Below are 14,697 nucleotides of genomic sequence, written 5' to 3'. Positions count from 1 at the left end.
GCCCCGTTTCCCACGGACTTCGTCACCTTGCCAGTGTCGGCAAGTCACCGCCGCTTCGGCTCACTTTCTCTCGTAGCAGAGAAAGGGCATACCCCGGTACTGCAACGACAACTTCTCCGGGTTTTGCATTCCAAACATGGTCAAGCAACTTCACCCCCATGTAGGCGGGCTACGTTGGCTGGGCGTACTATACGTTTCATCCATACGCCAGCTCTTGCCCACAGGAAGCTTGTGCATGCGAAACGTCTTTTCAAACAACGGCACCAATTTGAGCACCCACCGATGCACCGTCGAATGATCGACCCCGATGGCGCGTTCAGCCATCATCTCCTCGAGATCCCGAAGACTGAGCGAATGGGCTACATACCATCGCACGCACAGCAGCATCACATCCAGCGGATAATGAAGCCGCTTCAATACTTTGGCAATGCCTGCAGAGAGGGCCGTTCGTGGTGTCGCGGCCTTCTTCATCGTGAGCTGAAGCAACGTTTGTTCGGCCCGAACTTTAACGCAACATCGTTAATGCGACAGAACCGTTCATCTAAGCTCGACCGAAACAAAGCTGCGCGCGTTGTTGCGCTGGATCAGCACCGCTATCTCTTTCCCTGCCTTTGCTTCCAACGCGGCCACTTGCTCCTGTGATTCGACCAGCGTGCCATTGAGCGACAGGACGATATCGCCGGGCTGGATGCCTGCGGTTGCCGCCGGCCCATGAACCCCCTCCACCATCAGACCTACAGCAAGCCCGCTCGTGCGCCGCTCGCCCTCGCTCAGCGGATGCATGATCAAGCCCAGGCGATCCGTTGCGCTGCCTTCGTTTTGTCGAGCGTTAGGGCTTTCCCGGGACGCGCCGACCATCACCGCCATCGTCATCGATCTTCGATTGCGGATCAGCCTGAGTGTGGTTTTCGTTCCGGGCTGCAGACCAGCAGCATCCTCGACGAGTTCGGCTGAGCGATCAATCGTCTTGTCACCGAACTGCACGATCACGTCGCCCGGCTTGATGCCGATCGCGGCAGCCGGTGTGCCGGGCTCGACGGAGTTGACCAGCGCACCTGCCGGTCGCGGCAGGCCGAAGGCCACCGCCAACCCGGGACCGACGTCCTGCACCTCCACGCCAAGACCGCCCGGAGATATCTTGCGCTGGGTTTGCAACTGCGATTGCACCTTGATCGCCAGGTTGATCGGGATGGCAAAAGTCAGGCTCGGGTACCTGTCTGAGTCCACGTAAACCTGCACGTCGATGCCGACCACCTCGCCAGCACGATTGAACAGCGGGCCACCCGAGTTGTCGGGGTTGATGGAGACGTCGGTCTGGAAAAAAGGAAAATTGCTGCCATCCGGCAGCGTGCGGGAAGTGGCGCTGACTATGCCGGCTGTGACGGTATTCTTGAAGCGGTCGGGCGATCCGATCGTCAGCACCTGTTCGCCAACGCGCACTCGCGACGAGTCGCCAAGTTTGACCGTCGGAAGCTTCGTGGCGTCGATCTGAATCACCGCGACGTCGCTCTGGGCGTCGACAGCCAGCACCTTTGCCTTGAACTCGCGCCGATCGGTCAGCCTGACCATAACTTCGTCAGCTTGATCCACCACATGAGCCGTAGTCAGAATGAGGCCATCGGGGCTAACGATGAACCCGGACCCGACACCCTCTATCGCGCCTGGCGGGTTGCCTTGAGACTCCTGCGGTTGCTGCGCCGCGCGCTTGAAGAACGCAAAAAAGGGATCGTCAGGATCGAGCGCCACGAAGGCTGGGACCGACCCTTGCTGCTCCTGGGCCGTCGTGCTGATATTCACGACGGCGACCCCGTATCGCTCTACGATTGTGGGGAAGTCGACCGGCGCAGCAGCGTTAGCCGGCGAAACCCGCTTCTCCCTCGCAGGCAGCGGAGCCGAGCCCGCGGCAGCCGCCGTTGACTTCAGGCACGGATAGCCAGCGAGAAATACAGCTATCACGGCAGCGCGGAACAAGGTGCGGGCAAAAGTCTGGTGGCACACAGCACACCTCCAGGGCGATCGTTATGCCGGGGCCGGACGCGTGAAGCGCCGGTGGCAAACAAACACTGTGGATAAATTATTTCGCGCGTAGCAACCGGCGACTGTGACACAGCGCACCGATGAAATCGAAAACGAAAAAATCTGCAACGGCCAACGCATTGACAGGCCATGCGGCCCGCCCATGCAATCCACGTTCCGGATCCACCGACGCGAGCCATGAGCGGCCTCAGAAGCAGGTCGGGTTACCGTGAATCGATGTCCGCCTCGTAGAGAGAGAATGTCGACTCCGGATCATTAGCGTCAGGTCATTCTGCACCACTGCTGGAATGATCCGTCAGTCCGTGCCTGGCATCCGGATCACCGGCCCCGGCGGCGCCCGGAGCGGTCGTCTCCTTCTCGACGAGTGCACGGGCTGTGCGCCAGTACTCGTCAGCGCACCCTTCAAGGGCGCCGTCCAGTTGCCAGAGTTCGTATGCGCGCGCCCGGATCTTCTCTTCCACAGTCGTGGCACTCATTGCAATAGTCTCCATTGGTCACAGGGACACAGAGGGATAGAGATGACTGGCACCACTGTCCACGCCGCGGCCACCGGAGTCTTACATGACTGACTCGTGGACGGGATTGTCGGCAATTCGTTCGCACTAGCCATCGCGGCACTGATGGCTAACGGCCCTTGAGAACCGACTATCCGTTGATCGTAATGAGAGGTCGCTGTTGCCCGTGAGCGAGCTGTTCCAGCGTGACGAGTTGGCGTTCGAGAAGGGCTTCGAGATCCGCACGGTCCAGGCGATTGGATCTGGAGCGTCCTTGAGCAGCTATCAGGGTTGCGAATTCATGTGGACTCAGCATCTTCATCTCCTGGCTTATAGGGACTGCATTCGCTGGGAACTTGAGCTGTTGCCGTCCCGCTGCGAGCCGGATCACCCATCGATCAGGATGCGAGGCGTCTATGCTGACCGGGTGCGTACCGCACGCCGAGGAGGTCACTTTATGCTGCCTCTGTTCAATGATCAATATGTGGGATGAATATTTTTGAGATGACCTTGTCCGTCGGGACTGTGTGCGGGTAAACGTGGATCGCAGCCTCTGCTCAGCAGCAGGGATCCGGTGCGAACGCCTGTAAACCTAGAAGCCCTCTACAAGCGCACTGCCCCGCTCATCACGGCGCCCGGAAAGCGAAGGGCGGTGATAGAGCCGCTTCGAGTTCTTCATCGTGTCACCCTACCAGCACATCCAGTTACCGTGACACTGCCGTCGCGACGCCTCTGTCCGCGCCTTACCGGAGCGTCACCATGGATAACGCGGTCGCGCTAAACCGCACCGTCGCCGAATTCTCAGGCCGCCAGATCACGCTCAAAACCGGCATGCCACGCGGTGCCATCGCCGGCATCGCAAATACCAACCGTGCCGTTGCTTGGTCGAGTAACCGTGACTTACCGATAAAAATCGGGCCGACTGCGCCGCCGGCGGGATATTGATCTTCGTCGCAGTTGTCGAACTCAACGATGTCAAAGCCATGGCTTGCAGCAATCGATTCCTTCCTCCCGTTCGTCTTCACTGAACTCATGACACAGGTGAGATGCCATGGTCGTCTCCATCGTGAAGTTCGAGGAATCCTGGTATGAGTGACAACACGATACGAGCCGCACCGGCGGCCGAATTGAAGCCGTACCGGATGGTACGGGCCATTTTCGACGGCTTATTTCATCGCGTCGATGCGGCGCTCCGCGTCGAAACGCGCCTCTTCGATCGCCTGCTCCGGCGTTGCTGCAGGCGTCTCCCGGTTTTTCCAGTAGATGGGCGGCTTGGTCAACGTGTATGCCCAGTCCCACCTTCCGTCCTTTTGTTGGGTCACGTAAACGCTGTAGTTGACTTCGTTGTGCGAGAAATTGTGGCTGGCCATGAAGGTTTCTCTCGTGGTTTTCGAGGAATCCTAGCATGAGGGAATTGTCCGTAAGCCGGCTCACCGCGGCAGGTGAATCAGTGCTGCCCCGTGTTCAGGAGCATCCAGATCTGTCGCGCCGGTGGCCCGGCGAGAGTGCGCGCAAATACGCCGCAGCAGCGCACGCAGGCGTAGTGCTCTTCGATGCGCGTATCCTTCACGTCGCCAGCGCCATCTAGCGTCAGCTCCTCAGCAAACTCCAGGACTGCCTCGGCCGTCGGCATCGGGCGCGCGCAGCCTCGCCAATGGTCTGCCCAATGAACTGATTGCCGCGCTTCGTCGTGACACGGATGTATCCCTTGAACATGCCACCGGGAGCCGGCATCACACATGCCTCGACAGTTTGCCTTTTCATTTCCTTAAAGCCATGGCGCACCCCGGAAAGTGGCTGGAGGATCGTAGCATGGAGGAAGGCCCTGTCCCCTTCAGCGACTCAATGGCGCGCGCGCTGCTCGACGACGGCAAGACGCAGACTCGGCGCACCATCAAATCCACCGGCGTCCCGGACAGACCGTCACGCGGCCAGAAGGCTGCCGGCTGCCTGTATGCTGAAGGTCAGAAGTTGTAGGCGCGCGACGCACGACGTCAACCGGGTCGGCTCAAGGAGAGGCGAAACGGAGCGCGCCGTTACCACGCAGGTGTTGCCTATCAAGCCCACGATGGGCGCGAGCAATTCGAAACTTCGCCGGCCCTGTACCTCGAACCGGATGTGAAAGAAAGTCCCGGCTTGGCGCCGTCTACCCACATGCCGCGCTGGGCCTCATGCATCACGGATCTAACGCGCTACGGCACCGAGGAACTCGCTGCGGTCCCAAACGCACTCAATATCTGGCCTCGCAAATTTCTCGGCTGCAAAACTTTGCCGAAAACTCCGCGAGCATCTATCATCACGTGCATAAGACGTTGTTGCGACGACTGGCTGAATCCGGGACAACGCGCCGATCGACTCGCATTGGGGCACGCTGAAAAAAGCTAGCTGGTCTATCGTCGACGCTTCGCCACGCGTGACGAGGCCACGCGAGCCATCAGCGAATACATCAGGATGCTCTATAGCCGGCAGCGCACGCAGGCTCGTCTTGACTCCTGTCACCCGTAGCATTCACGCAGCGATACTCTCTGACTCCGGTCGCTGCTTAACCCGTTGGCATCCACGAGTTCCGACCGACCTCATCGTGGAGGCCAGCGCCGACTACGTTCTCGCCGTCAAGGGCAACTAGCCCTCCCTGCTTGCACATCCGAACGACACTCGATGCCATCGCGCGTGTGCGGCGGCAGGACCGGGAGGTGTTCATCACCGGGCGCAGCGAAGTCGAGAAGGCTCACGGCCGCATCGAGGCACGCCGCTGCGTCGCCAGCGACGTCCTCACCCGCTGGCAGCAGCCAATGATCTGGCCCGGTAAGCGCTCCATCGTAGCGGTCGAATTCACCCGCGAAATCGGCGATAGTCGCAACAGGGCGCCGGTATAAGGCTTACGGACGTTTGACCTTTCATGCAATCGCCTTGTGATTTTCCAGTTACGTCGACCAGCCTCTTCTCCTGCTGCGGCGCAAACGGGACGGCATCACATCATCAGCAATCCTTCGCACCGCATCATCCTGTTCAAAAATTGCAACGTGCAGGCATTTCCGGCGAAGCCTCCACAACTGCATTCTGTGCGCAGGAATTCGCGCCTGGCTCGCATCTTTTCGATTTGTTTCGCACTACAACGAAAACTACCAACCCTTCGCGGGGATCGACACCACTGGCCCTGCCACTGCAAACTGCGCAGATTTTGTGAGCGAATCGCCAGACGGCGGATCAGGTGCGCTCAGCAACACGGTGCCCGGTGGTGACTTCCATGCCATGCGCACCTGCGCGGCCACGGTGGCCGCAACTCCAGGGAGCTACAGTCCCAGCATGCGCGCAATGAGCATCTTCTGGATCTCGACGGTTCCGACGGCAAACAGGCAAAACGGTGCCTCGCGATAAAACCGCGACACCGGCTCAAAATCGAAATACGCGCGGCCACCCATCACACGGACGGCCTTTTCGACAACCTGCTGCAGCTGTTCCGAGCAGAAGTATTTCGCCATCGAAATGGCCTGCGTCGCATCGGTGCCGGCAGCATGCGCGCGCAGCGCATGCTCAAGGAAAAGCTGCATGCCCGTGGCGACGGTACTCATCTCGACCACCGCATGCTGGATGCTCTGAAAACCCGTCAGCGCCTCTCCAAACTGGTGGCGCTCCCGAATGAATGCGCTGGCACTGAGCGTGGCCGCGTGTGCAAGCCCGCAAGCCATCGCGGAGACGTTCAGACATTCAAGGATACCGGTAAGTCGCAGGGTGGGCCATGCACTTTCCACGACCCGCGGACCGCCGAGCACCTGCCCGGTCGTTGCGCGCACCCCATCGAGTCTGATCGGGCAGGACGCATGCGCGTTGCCTGCAAGCTTGCCCAGCGGTTCGACCGTGAGGTTTGCAGCATCCGCCGGGATCATGAAGATGCCAAACGCCTGGGATTGTCCGCCGACGTCCTGGCCACCGCCAGCACGATGTCGGCGGTAGCGGCACCGGTGATATAGATTTTTTCGCCCTCGAGCAGGTAGGCGTCGTCCTGCTTCGACGCGCGCGTTGACAGGCTGCCTGCGTCGGAGCCCGCGCCGGGCTCCGTCATTGCAAAGGCCAGTTGCAGCCTTCCCTGCGCCGCACGCGGGAGCAACGCAGCCTTCTGGTCTCTTGTGCCCGCGCACGAGATGCACAGCGCCCCAGCAGGCCGCTTACCATGTAGATGGTCGCCAGGGTACCGGACCGGCCCGCAAGCGCGCAAATGATCTCGCAAGCCCTGTCCATATCGCCCGGCTTCGGTCCGGTATGTGACGGGTCCGAGAATCCGAAGGTGAGCAGATCGTGAGAAGCGAATACCGCAAGCACGCCGGCCATGGCGTCGCGGTTTGCGTCATCGCCTGCGTCCCCATCAATGTCATATCTGCCGACCGCCTCCCTGGCGGCCTCATTCGCGCGCGTCGCAAGTTCACTTGCGGAGTTGCTTTCTTCAGCACAAAATCCATCGCGCTGCAATCGTGCTGCTCTTTTCACCCGTTGCGGTGGGGCACTGCCTTGTCCAGGATCCGTGTCATGAATCGATCCCGGTCGATGATGACGCGCTCATGAAAGCCCTCGGCGATCACATCGCGTTCATCCCTGCACTGGACCCGAAAGCGCAGCTTCCTTCCCTCGACCCCGATCAGCTCCACTTCCGCCAGCACCGTCATGCCGACAGGGGTAGCGGCGCAATGGCTCACGTCGATGTGGGTGCCAACGGTGCCCTCGCCGCCAGCCAGGTACGGGTGCAGGGCCTCGATACAGGTCGCCTCGATGAAGCCGACCAGATAGGCGGTGGCAAACACGCGCGGCATGTCGGCAAAAGCAGGAAATGAGGGGGAGACTTCGGGCACCGTCAGGCCGTTCGTGACGGCAAGCGTGGCTGAGTGGCGAAGTCCTGCTTCGAGTGTTGTCATGTGGATCCAGTTTGGGCGTTCGGAAAATCAGGCACTAAGGGAGCCACGCAAAGCAGCCGGCGGGTGGCGACGCTCGGTCCGCATGACGGTGATCGACCTTCCAGCCACTCGTCGCGCCACTGGGGAGCAGACGCACAACGTTTCAGGTTGCCGGTTTGAAGTGGTCAGGTTAATTCAGGCAGTCGACAGTCATGGCTGCGGCTTGGGATCTGCACGGGGAGACAAACCCGTCTGGCTTGTCCACCCCGGGCTGAATTGCTGTGGGCTCTCAGTCGTCGTCGCCGGTCGCCGTCACCGTGGCCCCCTCGATCATCAGCATCGCCGTCCGGTCCGGCGCGCGCGTGCGATGCACGATGCCTTTGGGCACGGTGAAACCCTGGTTTGGCAAAAGTTCGACCGTCGGACCGTTCTCCACATCGATGAACAGCCTGCCGTCGACGACATAGAAGAACTCATCCTCATTGTCGTGCTTGTGCCAGTGGAATTCACCCTGGACAACACCAAGGCGCACGACGCAGTCGTTGACGCGGCAGAGTGTCTGGTTGGCCCAGTCGTCCGTGACCTGCTCGCGAATCAGGTTGACGTCGATCAGCTTCAGGAAACCGAACTTCACTTCTGTATCGATCCTGTAGTGGTATTGCCTGCTCATGTTGAACGCTCCTTGTTGCAGCATGTGGATCAAGCCTCAATAAACCCGAAAAAACCGCTGTCACGACAGGCATATCGCGAAGCGATCGAGCACGTAAGATTGAACACTTAAGTTGAACCCGTTCCGCCAGTCAGTCGTTTGCAGTCAGTCATCCTCACCCGGACCCGACCGCCGTCCGGATCCTGCGTTCGTCCCGCAGTGCCACATTGAGCCCGGCGACGACCAGCGCGGCGGACAGGCAGAGCCCCCACGATGGCAGTCGGCGATCGAGCAGCAACTCGATCGCCGTTGCTGTAACCGGTCCCAAAGCCTGAAAGGCGACCACGCGACTCGCTTCGAGTTTGCCCAGCGCCCAGAGCCAGCAGAAATAGCCGACCCCGCTCGACAGGCCGATGAACGCGACGTTCGCCCACTGCAGCGCCGACAGCCGGGGAGCGAGCGGCTGCGCCGTCGCGAGGCATAACGCGCCAAGAAAAATCACGGCGGTGAACATCGCCAGCGCGCTGGTCGGCAACGCCGGATAGCGGCGCAGGTACGGCCGGTACAGCATGCTGCAAACCGCGCCGATCACCGTCGCGCCGATCAGCGCCGCGAGCGCGGACAGATCAGCGGCGTGCGCCGAAACGTGCGATAGCGATGACCGGAGCAGCAGGCCGACACCCGATACCGCCATCAGGAGTCCGACCAGTCTCGCAGGACTGAAGGCCTCGCGGCGCAGTCCGACGGCGAGACACATTGTCACGAGCGGCATCGTCGAGAAAATGAGTGCGCACGTTGCCGCCGATAGTGTTTCCAATGCGTAATTGAGCAGCACGATCAGCACCGCGAACTGCAACACACCGAGACCCGCGATGGCACTCGTGTCCTTCGGCGTAAAGCGCGTGCGACGGGCCAGAAACACGGGCACAGCCAGTACGCACATACCGATGAAATAGCGCAGGAAGGCGAGCGTCGCGGGCGAGGCATCGGGGGAAACCGTTCGCGTGGCCACCATCGCAGCACCCACCAGCACACCGGTTACCGCTGCCGCGAGCGTCGCCAGGGGTCGGGCGGTCACAGAGCACGTGCCCACGTCTGCCCGACCAGGTCCTTGCCAAAGCTGTGATGCGGCTCTTCCTCTATCAGCCGGAAACCCGCCCGTTCGTAGATCCGGCGCGCGTCGCCCAGTACGCTGTTGGTCCACAACACCATCTTCCTGTAGCCTGCAAGCCCGGCGAAGCGCAGGCATTCCTCGACAAGCCGCCTGCCGATTCCGAGACCGCGGGCACTGGGTTCCACGTAGAGCAGGCGCAGTTTTGCGGTGGCTTCATCGTGTCGAACGACGAATACCGAGCCGACCACCCTGCCATCCTTCTCTGCAATCCAGCATCGCTCCGAGGTCCGGTCGAGCTCACGCACGTATTTGCAGACTATCTCGGCAACGAGTGCTTCGAAGTCACTATTCCAGCCGTACTCTTGGGCATACAGAACGCCGTGTCGATGCACGATCCAGCCCATGTCCCCAGGTTGCGGGTCACGCAGCAGATAGGACGGCGTGTGTTCGCTGAGCAATCCTTCGATCTGGCCCATCGCGTCAATCAGCTGATGCTGCTCGGGTATTGATAACCGCTCCAGCATCGCCATGACTTCCCGGCGGGATGCATCATTTAGCGGTGCGAATGTCGCGCGCCCCTTGTCCGTCAGTTGCAGTTGCGCGACGCGCCCGTCAACTGGGGAGCGCATCTTCGCGACGAATCCGTTCTTCTCGAAGCCGGCAATCACGCGACTCAGGTAGCCTGCATCAAGCCCCAGTTCACGGCACAGATCTGACGTGCTCAACGCTGGCCGGTGCGCCAGTTCGTACAGGATACGGACCTCTGTCAGCGAAAACGCGCTCTCCAGCAGATGCTCGTGGAGCACACCAATCTGGCGGGTATAGAAGCGGTTGAAGCGGCGGACGGTCTCGGCGCGGTCCTCAAGGTGCTCAGCAGACATGGGCTCTCCAGAACGTTGCGTTTGGCATAATATTATGTGCCAAAGGCAATCAAATCAAGTCCCGCCACGGAAAAACTGCTGATCCTGGTACGGGCGGCACCAGGGACGTATGTCGTGAACAGGGAATATGCAGTGCTCAAGCTTTTGGTAAAACCTTGGCTCCGTAGACTGCACCCCATCCTTCGAAAAATATGTCGCGGAGCGGGCTCAGGTTTGGCGAACTGATGGAGCACGACCGGCCGGCCTCGCCGTTCATCATGACGCTCCGCAACCTCGACCGCACGAAGTCGTTAGCCCGTCTGCTGCTGGCGCAAATCGTCCTCGCCCGGCGTTATTGTTGCGCCAGCTGGAACCTGAGCTCGAAAACCGATAAACCTTCCTGCGAAAAATCCAGATCCTCCGACCGTGCGAAGCCCAACCGCTAATTGAGAGCTCCCACTGCGATGGTTTTAAGGCTCGACGGACACGAGGTGAAGGTCGCATGCGACGGTCCTTCCGCCTTGCAGTGCGCGACGGATTTCCTCCGGACGTGATCCTGCTCGACATCGGGTTGCCGGAGATGGACGGCTACGAGGTCGCCCGCGGGATACGTGCGACGCCCGGGTTCGCTGATACATCGCTGATCGCGCACAGCGGGTACGCAGGGGAAGAGCATCTCCATCGTGTCAGACAGGCGGGTTTCGACTACCACCTGGTCAAACCAGCAGACGTCGCGCGGCTGAATGAGCTGAAGCGTCACGCCACTCTCCATCCGTCACAGATCGCGGAAAGTAGACGGCGCACGGTCCATCGAGTCCACTGCAACCAACTGTGCGACCGCCAGGCCTCGACCTTGTCAGCAGGCGATGCGTGCGAACCAGTCGTAAGCGACTAGCTCGCAATGTTCAGCCCCCCGTGGGTTCAAAATCGGCTCAACCCGCACAACACTAGCCCTGGCGCGCGGCCGATTCGTTCCCCTCTTATGGCCGCCGTGCCCCGTCGTCGGCTGAATCGCGATCGACTATACTCGGACAAGGGTCCAGCGACCCTTTCCGTGACCCTCACATCATCCCGACGACGACACCCGGCCTCATGCTGGCTCGATCAGACCAGGTTATCGCGTTCGCCAGACAGGCCACGCGTTATCTAAAAGACTGGAGGGGGCAGACGTCGCAGCCGTGAATGGTCATGACGGCGGGCTCGAATGACGATTGGTTGCCCTGAACGCGGACCTCTGCAGCACATACCACAGTTCCGGGAACGCATGCGCGCGCTGCCCGGTGTGCCGGTTTCCGCTCGAGCGAACGGGTGGACGCAGCATCGGCGCCGCACTTGCCTGCGCCTTCAGCACGTTCATCCTGCTCATCCCCGCTAATCTCGCGCCCTTGAGACGGTCCACATGCTGGACGCCCAGAGAACCCCGGTCCTTGCGTCGGGCACCGTACTTCGAATGCCGATGGGGCCAGAAGATGCTGAACTCGGCGCGCGGTTGCCGTACGCGGTCGCTGTAAGCTGTACCGTGTCTGGGTAAGGCAAGATGGCATGTGTTCCAACTGTCAGCAGCCCGTCATAATGAACACCCGCTGGGATGTAACGCATATTGTGAAGCAAAACTGACCGCGGGACGGATGCAGCAAGCAATCTTCAAGTGCACCTTCTCAATTGCCGTAGGACTCCGCAATACGCCTGTAGAAGTTGTGCCACAGGGGGTAGACAGATGCCGCCTTCGTAGAGGCTTGAGCCGTATGCTCCTAAAGGCGCACGTACGGTTCTTAGGGGGCCGTACCGCAGCAATGCGGTACGGCTATCCGACCAGGATCATCGCAACCTCAAAGCGAGGGTGAACGTGATGCTCGGCTTTAAACGCTTGAGGACCGCGGCAACAACCATTTCCGGCATCGAGCTGATGTGTAGACAGCAGCACTTGACTCGACAGACAGTGTCAGTTCAACCTCACAAAGCTGCACCTCAAAGATGCCGCTGTGCCTGCTGTTTGGAAGGCGATCCTCCCAGCACAATAATGGACCAGCGAATAAGCCATTTTTTTCGCTTGCGCCCGTAATTTGCACCAGAGCCTTGCGGCGCCCTTGGACGCATACGCCGCAGTTGCGACCCGGCGGCCGCTCAATCCGCTGCAGCCTAGGCTGCAGTGCCTCGTAAATCTCTGATATGCTGATATGCGGTCGCGCGACCCATACCTAGAACGTTGGCAACGTAGTTAGCCGCGCTCTTTCCTTTGAACGCTCCTTCCTCCCACAGTGCCTCGACAAGTTCGCGACGGTGCCCCCGGGTCAGAGAGTTTAGTGCTAGTTGGCGTCCCTGAAGCCATGCTTGGAGAAAGGTATTGATACATCACAGGCGCATTGGATTTGCTAAACTTATCGGTTGCCCAGCCACGTGCCTGAACAACTCGTAGGCGATCGCTACATCTTCCAGTCCAAGTCCGATTGAGCGAAAGAAAGCATGCTGTCGATAAGATGGTTTCCTGGCCATGCCAGATACAAGTCCGGGCAAATCTCCCAGAACGCTTCCCGGCGACCAGTGATGCAGTTGCGCCGCCAATTTCATTTCACCTGCGCTGGCAGGCGTGGTTTGCCGGTAGTCGCAATAGACGTCCATGTCTTGAATCCACGCCGGTGAAATCTCATGTGCATTAGCGACATTCGTGCTGATCGACGTGATGAGCGCCGGCTTGGTCAGCATATTGTCCGACAGTACGGGAGTGCCCGAGGAAGTGCACAACGCGACCACGTCGGCATCGCGCACGCAATCGTCAAGCTGGGTGCAAATCCGCACACGCTCATGAAGGGCGGTGACCTCTGCGCGCTTCGCCGCGTTTCCCGCAAGCGCCGGTGAAAACACAGCGATTGAGTCCCACGGTCGCAGCGCTGCAAGGTGGCGCATATGAGCCTGTCATGGGCAACTCGAGGCGGGGTGACAGACTGCCCAGCGTGGCGGAATATCTTCGTGTGAGTTCGATCGGTTGTGGAGTTCCAACCCGACCGCGCTAGAGCGCGCATGGATGACGCAGGTGATTGGGCTGATCGGTGTTTGAGACAGCGCATCAAAACCCTGACGAGTCGGGCTCCGACGCACAGCGGACGAGCGAGTCGTTACGCCCGGGTTTTGACGCTTTCCGTTCAGGGGACCGTCAAGATTCGGATGCGCGTACAGAACCCTGTTCTGCGGGCAACCGGATACCGGAAACAGGCGTGCCGCTCGCGACTGTTTGCGACAGCACGCGTGTTCTTGATCTGCCGTTGCAGAGAGCCGGTTTCAGAAAAGCCGGGCCAGGGCATCAGTGGTATCCCGACAGCGGTTCCCCGTTTGCCGCCGCGGTATGACGACCCGACTGCGCAGCAACGCGGGCTTGGGCGGCCCGGATGTCGGCCGGATAGGTGGCGTCATCGCGCCTGGCCGGATTGTAGCCAGCATTTTCCAGCTGGACCAGTTCGGCGCGCACCCGTGCACGGGCCAGCGGCGCATTCGATTGTCGGGCAAACGAGGCGACCGGAGCCGCTAGCACAGCGGCAACCAAAACAGCCTGAATAAATACTCTCATGATTTCGTACCTCCACTATCGCTACCGTTACGAACAGCCCTGTTCGCAACCGGTGACTACACGCTAAGGCACGCATCCTTAACGCCTGATGAAGCGCTTGACGAAAGGATAAATGGGCCGGTGTTGGCTGCTTTTTTACACAAACCTGTTCGCGTGGACCGTTTGCCCCGACGTGAGTGCGAAGCACCGGATCGAACCGTGCGCAAAAGATATCTGTGTGTCATGTGTTTCTGGATACTCTCCGTACTTCGGGTGGCCGTTGTTCAGCTCACATTGGAATGCAGCAGCGCGCGTATCGACCGTGAGCGATGAATCAAGTGCACATGGACTGCAGAGGCCTGAACGGGCAGCATGCGTCCACACAGGCGCCCCAATTCGGTCGAGCCGCGCACGACCGCCGACCGGTAGGCAAGCCGCCGCTTGAGAGAAACGAGATCGCGAGGCTGGCGATGAGCGGGCTGAAAACAATGGCGACGCCGCCCGGATAGCCGATGCCAAGCGATCGGTCGGCGAAGTCGGCGAGCGTCGTCGTCGCGACGATGGTCGCCCAATAGAGGAAAGGGTGAAACTTGCGAGCCTTGATCTGTCCAGAAACGAGGCCGATGAAGACGATCGCGAAAATCGCCGAGCCAATCAGATAGCCAAGCTTCAGCGACATCGTCACCCAGTCTCCGACGGTCTCGCCAAGCGTCGTCGCGGCGATCTTGATGACCCACAGAAGCCGAGCGTCACTTCGGGGACCTTGCTGACAGCCTGTACAGCGAGGTTACTTGGGTTATTCGTCATGTCGATTCTTCCTTAGGTCATACCGGCAACATGATGCAGCAACGCCGGTGTCCCGCCGGGACGCCTGCAGCAGTGCAGAACGTGGCGGCCCGCTGTTCATCTGAATGCGTACTCACCGAGCGACGCCAGTAAGGCCGCTGAACAGGCGCTGCGTGCCGGATTAATGCATGCCTCAACCGGTCGGCTTGTCGGGACCCGGAGCATGTCAGGTTACCGGTTTCACCCAAAGCAGGGATTACCTGCATACCGGCGCAAATCGCCCAAAGGGGCGAGCGCCGTTGCCATCAAGACTGCCCATCACAATGTGCG

General features: G+C 60.3%; 15 protein-coding genes and 5 pseudogenes. 5 read left to right on the top strand and 15 right to left on the bottom strand.

Translation table 11 applies throughout. The features are described from left to right. Positions 1 to 189: 189 nt before the first annotated feature. From ACAX43_RS28670 to ACAX43_RS28650, 5 genes and pseudogenes are all read right to left on the bottom strand, one after another. Positions 190 to 471: pseudogene (locus ACAX43_RS28670) on the bottom strand (IS6 family transposase); the annotation flags it as partial. A gap of 66 nt (positions 472 to 537) precedes the next feature. Further along, positions 538 to 1,998 carry a trypsin-like peptidase domain-containing protein gene (locus ACAX43_RS28665; protein ID WP_370711725.1) on the bottom strand — a complete coding sequence of 487 codons (1,461 nt, stop codon included), beginning with the start codon at positions 1,996 to 1,998 and terminating at the stop codon, positions 538 to 540. A gap of 305 nt (positions 1,999 to 2,303) precedes the next feature. Next, positions 2,304 to 2,513: a DUF2934 domain-containing protein gene (locus ACAX43_RS28660; RefSeq protein WP_370711724.1), complete on the bottom strand. Its 210-nt coding sequence runs from the start codon at positions 2,511 to 2,513 to the stop codon at positions 2,304 to 2,306. A 761-nt stretch (positions 2,514 to 3,274) separates the two neighbouring features. Further along, positions 3,275 to 3,556 carry a hypothetical protein gene (locus ACAX43_RS28655; RefSeq protein ID WP_370711723.1) on the bottom strand — a complete coding sequence of 94 codons (282 nt, stop codon included), beginning with the start codon at positions 3,554 to 3,556 and terminating at the stop codon, positions 3,275 to 3,277. Positions 3,557 to 3,697: 141 nt separating this feature from the next. Further along, a complete protein-coding gene (locus tag ACAX43_RS28650) occupies positions 3,698 to 3,901 on the bottom strand; it encodes a hypothetical protein (RefSeq protein WP_370711722.1) in 204 nt (67 codons plus the stop codon). A 442-nt stretch (positions 3,902 to 4,343) separates the two neighbouring features. Here ACAX43_RS28650 and ACAX43_RS28645 point away from each other — a divergent pair, with 442 nt between their 5' ends. From ACAX43_RS28645 to ACAX43_RS28635, 3 genes and pseudogenes are all read left to right on the top strand, one after another. Next, the gene (locus ACAX43_RS28645) at positions 4,344 to 4,508 is read left to right on the top strand and encodes a hypothetical protein (RefSeq protein WP_370711721.1); all 165 of its coding nucleotides are present in this window, start codon (positions 4,344 to 4,346) and stop codon (positions 4,506 to 4,508) included. A gap of 361 nt (positions 4,509 to 4,869) precedes the next feature. Then, positions 4,870 to 5,077, top strand: a pseudogene (locus ACAX43_RS28640) (IS3 family transposase); the annotation flags it as partial. 147 nt (positions 5,078 to 5,224) lie between these two features. Next, positions 5,225 to 5,407: a hypothetical protein gene (locus tag ACAX43_RS28635; RefSeq protein WP_370711720.1), complete on the top strand. Its 183-nt coding sequence runs from the start codon at positions 5,225 to 5,227 to the stop codon at positions 5,405 to 5,407. Positions 5,408 to 5,824: 417 nt separating this feature from the next. Here the strand turns inward: ACAX43_RS28635 and ACAX43_RS28630 are convergent, their stop codons facing one another. The 6 genes from ACAX43_RS28630 to ACAX43_RS28605 all read right to left on the bottom strand — a co-directional run bounded on the left by ACAX43_RS28630 (position 5,825) and on the right by ACAX43_RS28605 (position 10,061). Then, positions 5,825 to 6,418, bottom strand: a complete 594-nt coding sequence (locus ACAX43_RS28630) for an acyl-CoA dehydrogenase family protein (RefSeq protein WP_370711719.1) — start codon at positions 6,416 to 6,418, stop codon at positions 5,825 to 5,827. After that, positions 6,415 to 6,594 (bottom strand): acyl-CoA dehydrogenase family protein, encoded by a 180-nt coding sequence (locus ACAX43_RS28625; RefSeq protein ID WP_370711718.1) that lies wholly within the window; start codon positions 6,592 to 6,594, stop codon positions 6,415 to 6,417. The genes ACAX43_RS28630 and ACAX43_RS28625 overlap by 4 nt, the downstream gene beginning before the upstream one ends. A 418-nt stretch (positions 6,595 to 7,012) precedes the next feature. Continuing rightward, on the bottom strand, positions 7,013 to 7,438 hold the full coding sequence (locus ACAX43_RS28620; protein WP_370711717.1) for a thioesterase family protein: 426 nt from the start codon (positions 7,436 to 7,438) through the stop codon (positions 7,013 to 7,015). Between the two features lie 268 nt (positions 7,439 to 7,706). Continuing rightward, on the bottom strand, positions 7,707 to 8,087 hold the full coding sequence (locus ACAX43_RS28615; RefSeq protein WP_370711716.1) for a cupin domain-containing protein: 381 nt from the start codon (positions 8,085 to 8,087) through the stop codon (positions 7,707 to 7,709). 154 nt (positions 8,088 to 8,241) lie between these two features. After that, a complete protein-coding gene (locus tag ACAX43_RS28610; protein ID WP_370711715.1) occupies positions 8,242 to 9,144 on the bottom strand; it encodes a DMT family transporter in 903 nt (300 codons plus the stop codon). Then, positions 9,141 to 10,061 (bottom strand): GNAT family N-acetyltransferase, encoded by a 921-nt coding sequence (locus tag ACAX43_RS28605; RefSeq protein ID WP_370711714.1) that lies wholly within the window; start codon positions 10,059 to 10,061, stop codon positions 9,141 to 9,143. Before ACAX43_RS28605 ends, ACAX43_RS28610 begins: the two co-directional genes overlap by 4 nt. A gap of 224 nt (positions 10,062 to 10,285) precedes the next feature. Here ACAX43_RS28605 and ACAX43_RS28600 point away from each other — a divergent pair, with 224 nt between their 5' ends. After that, entirely contained in the window at positions 10,286 to 10,486 is a 201-nt protein-coding gene (locus ACAX43_RS28600) for a hypothetical protein (protein WP_370711713.1), read from the top strand. 56 nt (positions 10,487 to 10,542) lie between these two features. Then, positions 10,543 to 10,935, top strand: a complete 393-nt coding sequence (locus ACAX43_RS28595; RefSeq protein WP_370711712.1) for a response regulator — start codon at positions 10,543 to 10,545, stop codon at positions 10,933 to 10,935. 1,244 nt (positions 10,936 to 12,179) lie between these two features. Here the strand turns inward: ACAX43_RS28595 and ACAX43_RS28590 are convergent. The 4 genes and pseudogenes from ACAX43_RS28590 to ACAX43_RS28575 all read right to left on the bottom strand — a co-directional run. After that, positions 12,180 to 12,389: pseudogene (locus ACAX43_RS28590) on the bottom strand (helix-turn-helix domain-containing protein); the annotation flags it as partial. A gap of 3 nt (positions 12,390 to 12,392) precedes the next feature. Next, positions 12,393 to 12,950, bottom strand: a pseudogene (locus ACAX43_RS28585) (ornithine cyclodeaminase family protein); the annotation flags it as partial. A 388-nt stretch (positions 12,951 to 13,338) separates the two neighbouring features. Continuing rightward, positions 13,339 to 13,602, bottom strand: a complete 264-nt coding sequence (locus ACAX43_RS28580) for a DUF4148 domain-containing protein (RefSeq protein ID WP_370711711.1) — start codon at positions 13,600 to 13,602, stop codon at positions 13,339 to 13,341. A gap of 415 nt (positions 13,603 to 14,017) precedes the next feature. Then, positions 14,018 to 14,388, bottom strand: a pseudogene (locus ACAX43_RS28575) (hypothetical protein); the annotation flags it as partial. Between the last annotated feature and the right edge of the window lie 309 nt (positions 14,389 to 14,697).

Source organism: Paraburkholderia sp. IW21, assembly GCF_041321145.1.
Lineage (GTDB): Bacteria > Pseudomonadota > Gammaproteobacteria > Burkholderiales > Burkholderiaceae > Paraburkholderia.
The sequence above is the reverse complement of the archived record's forward strand: the minus strand, read 5'-3'. Positions and strand labels throughout refer to the sequence as shown.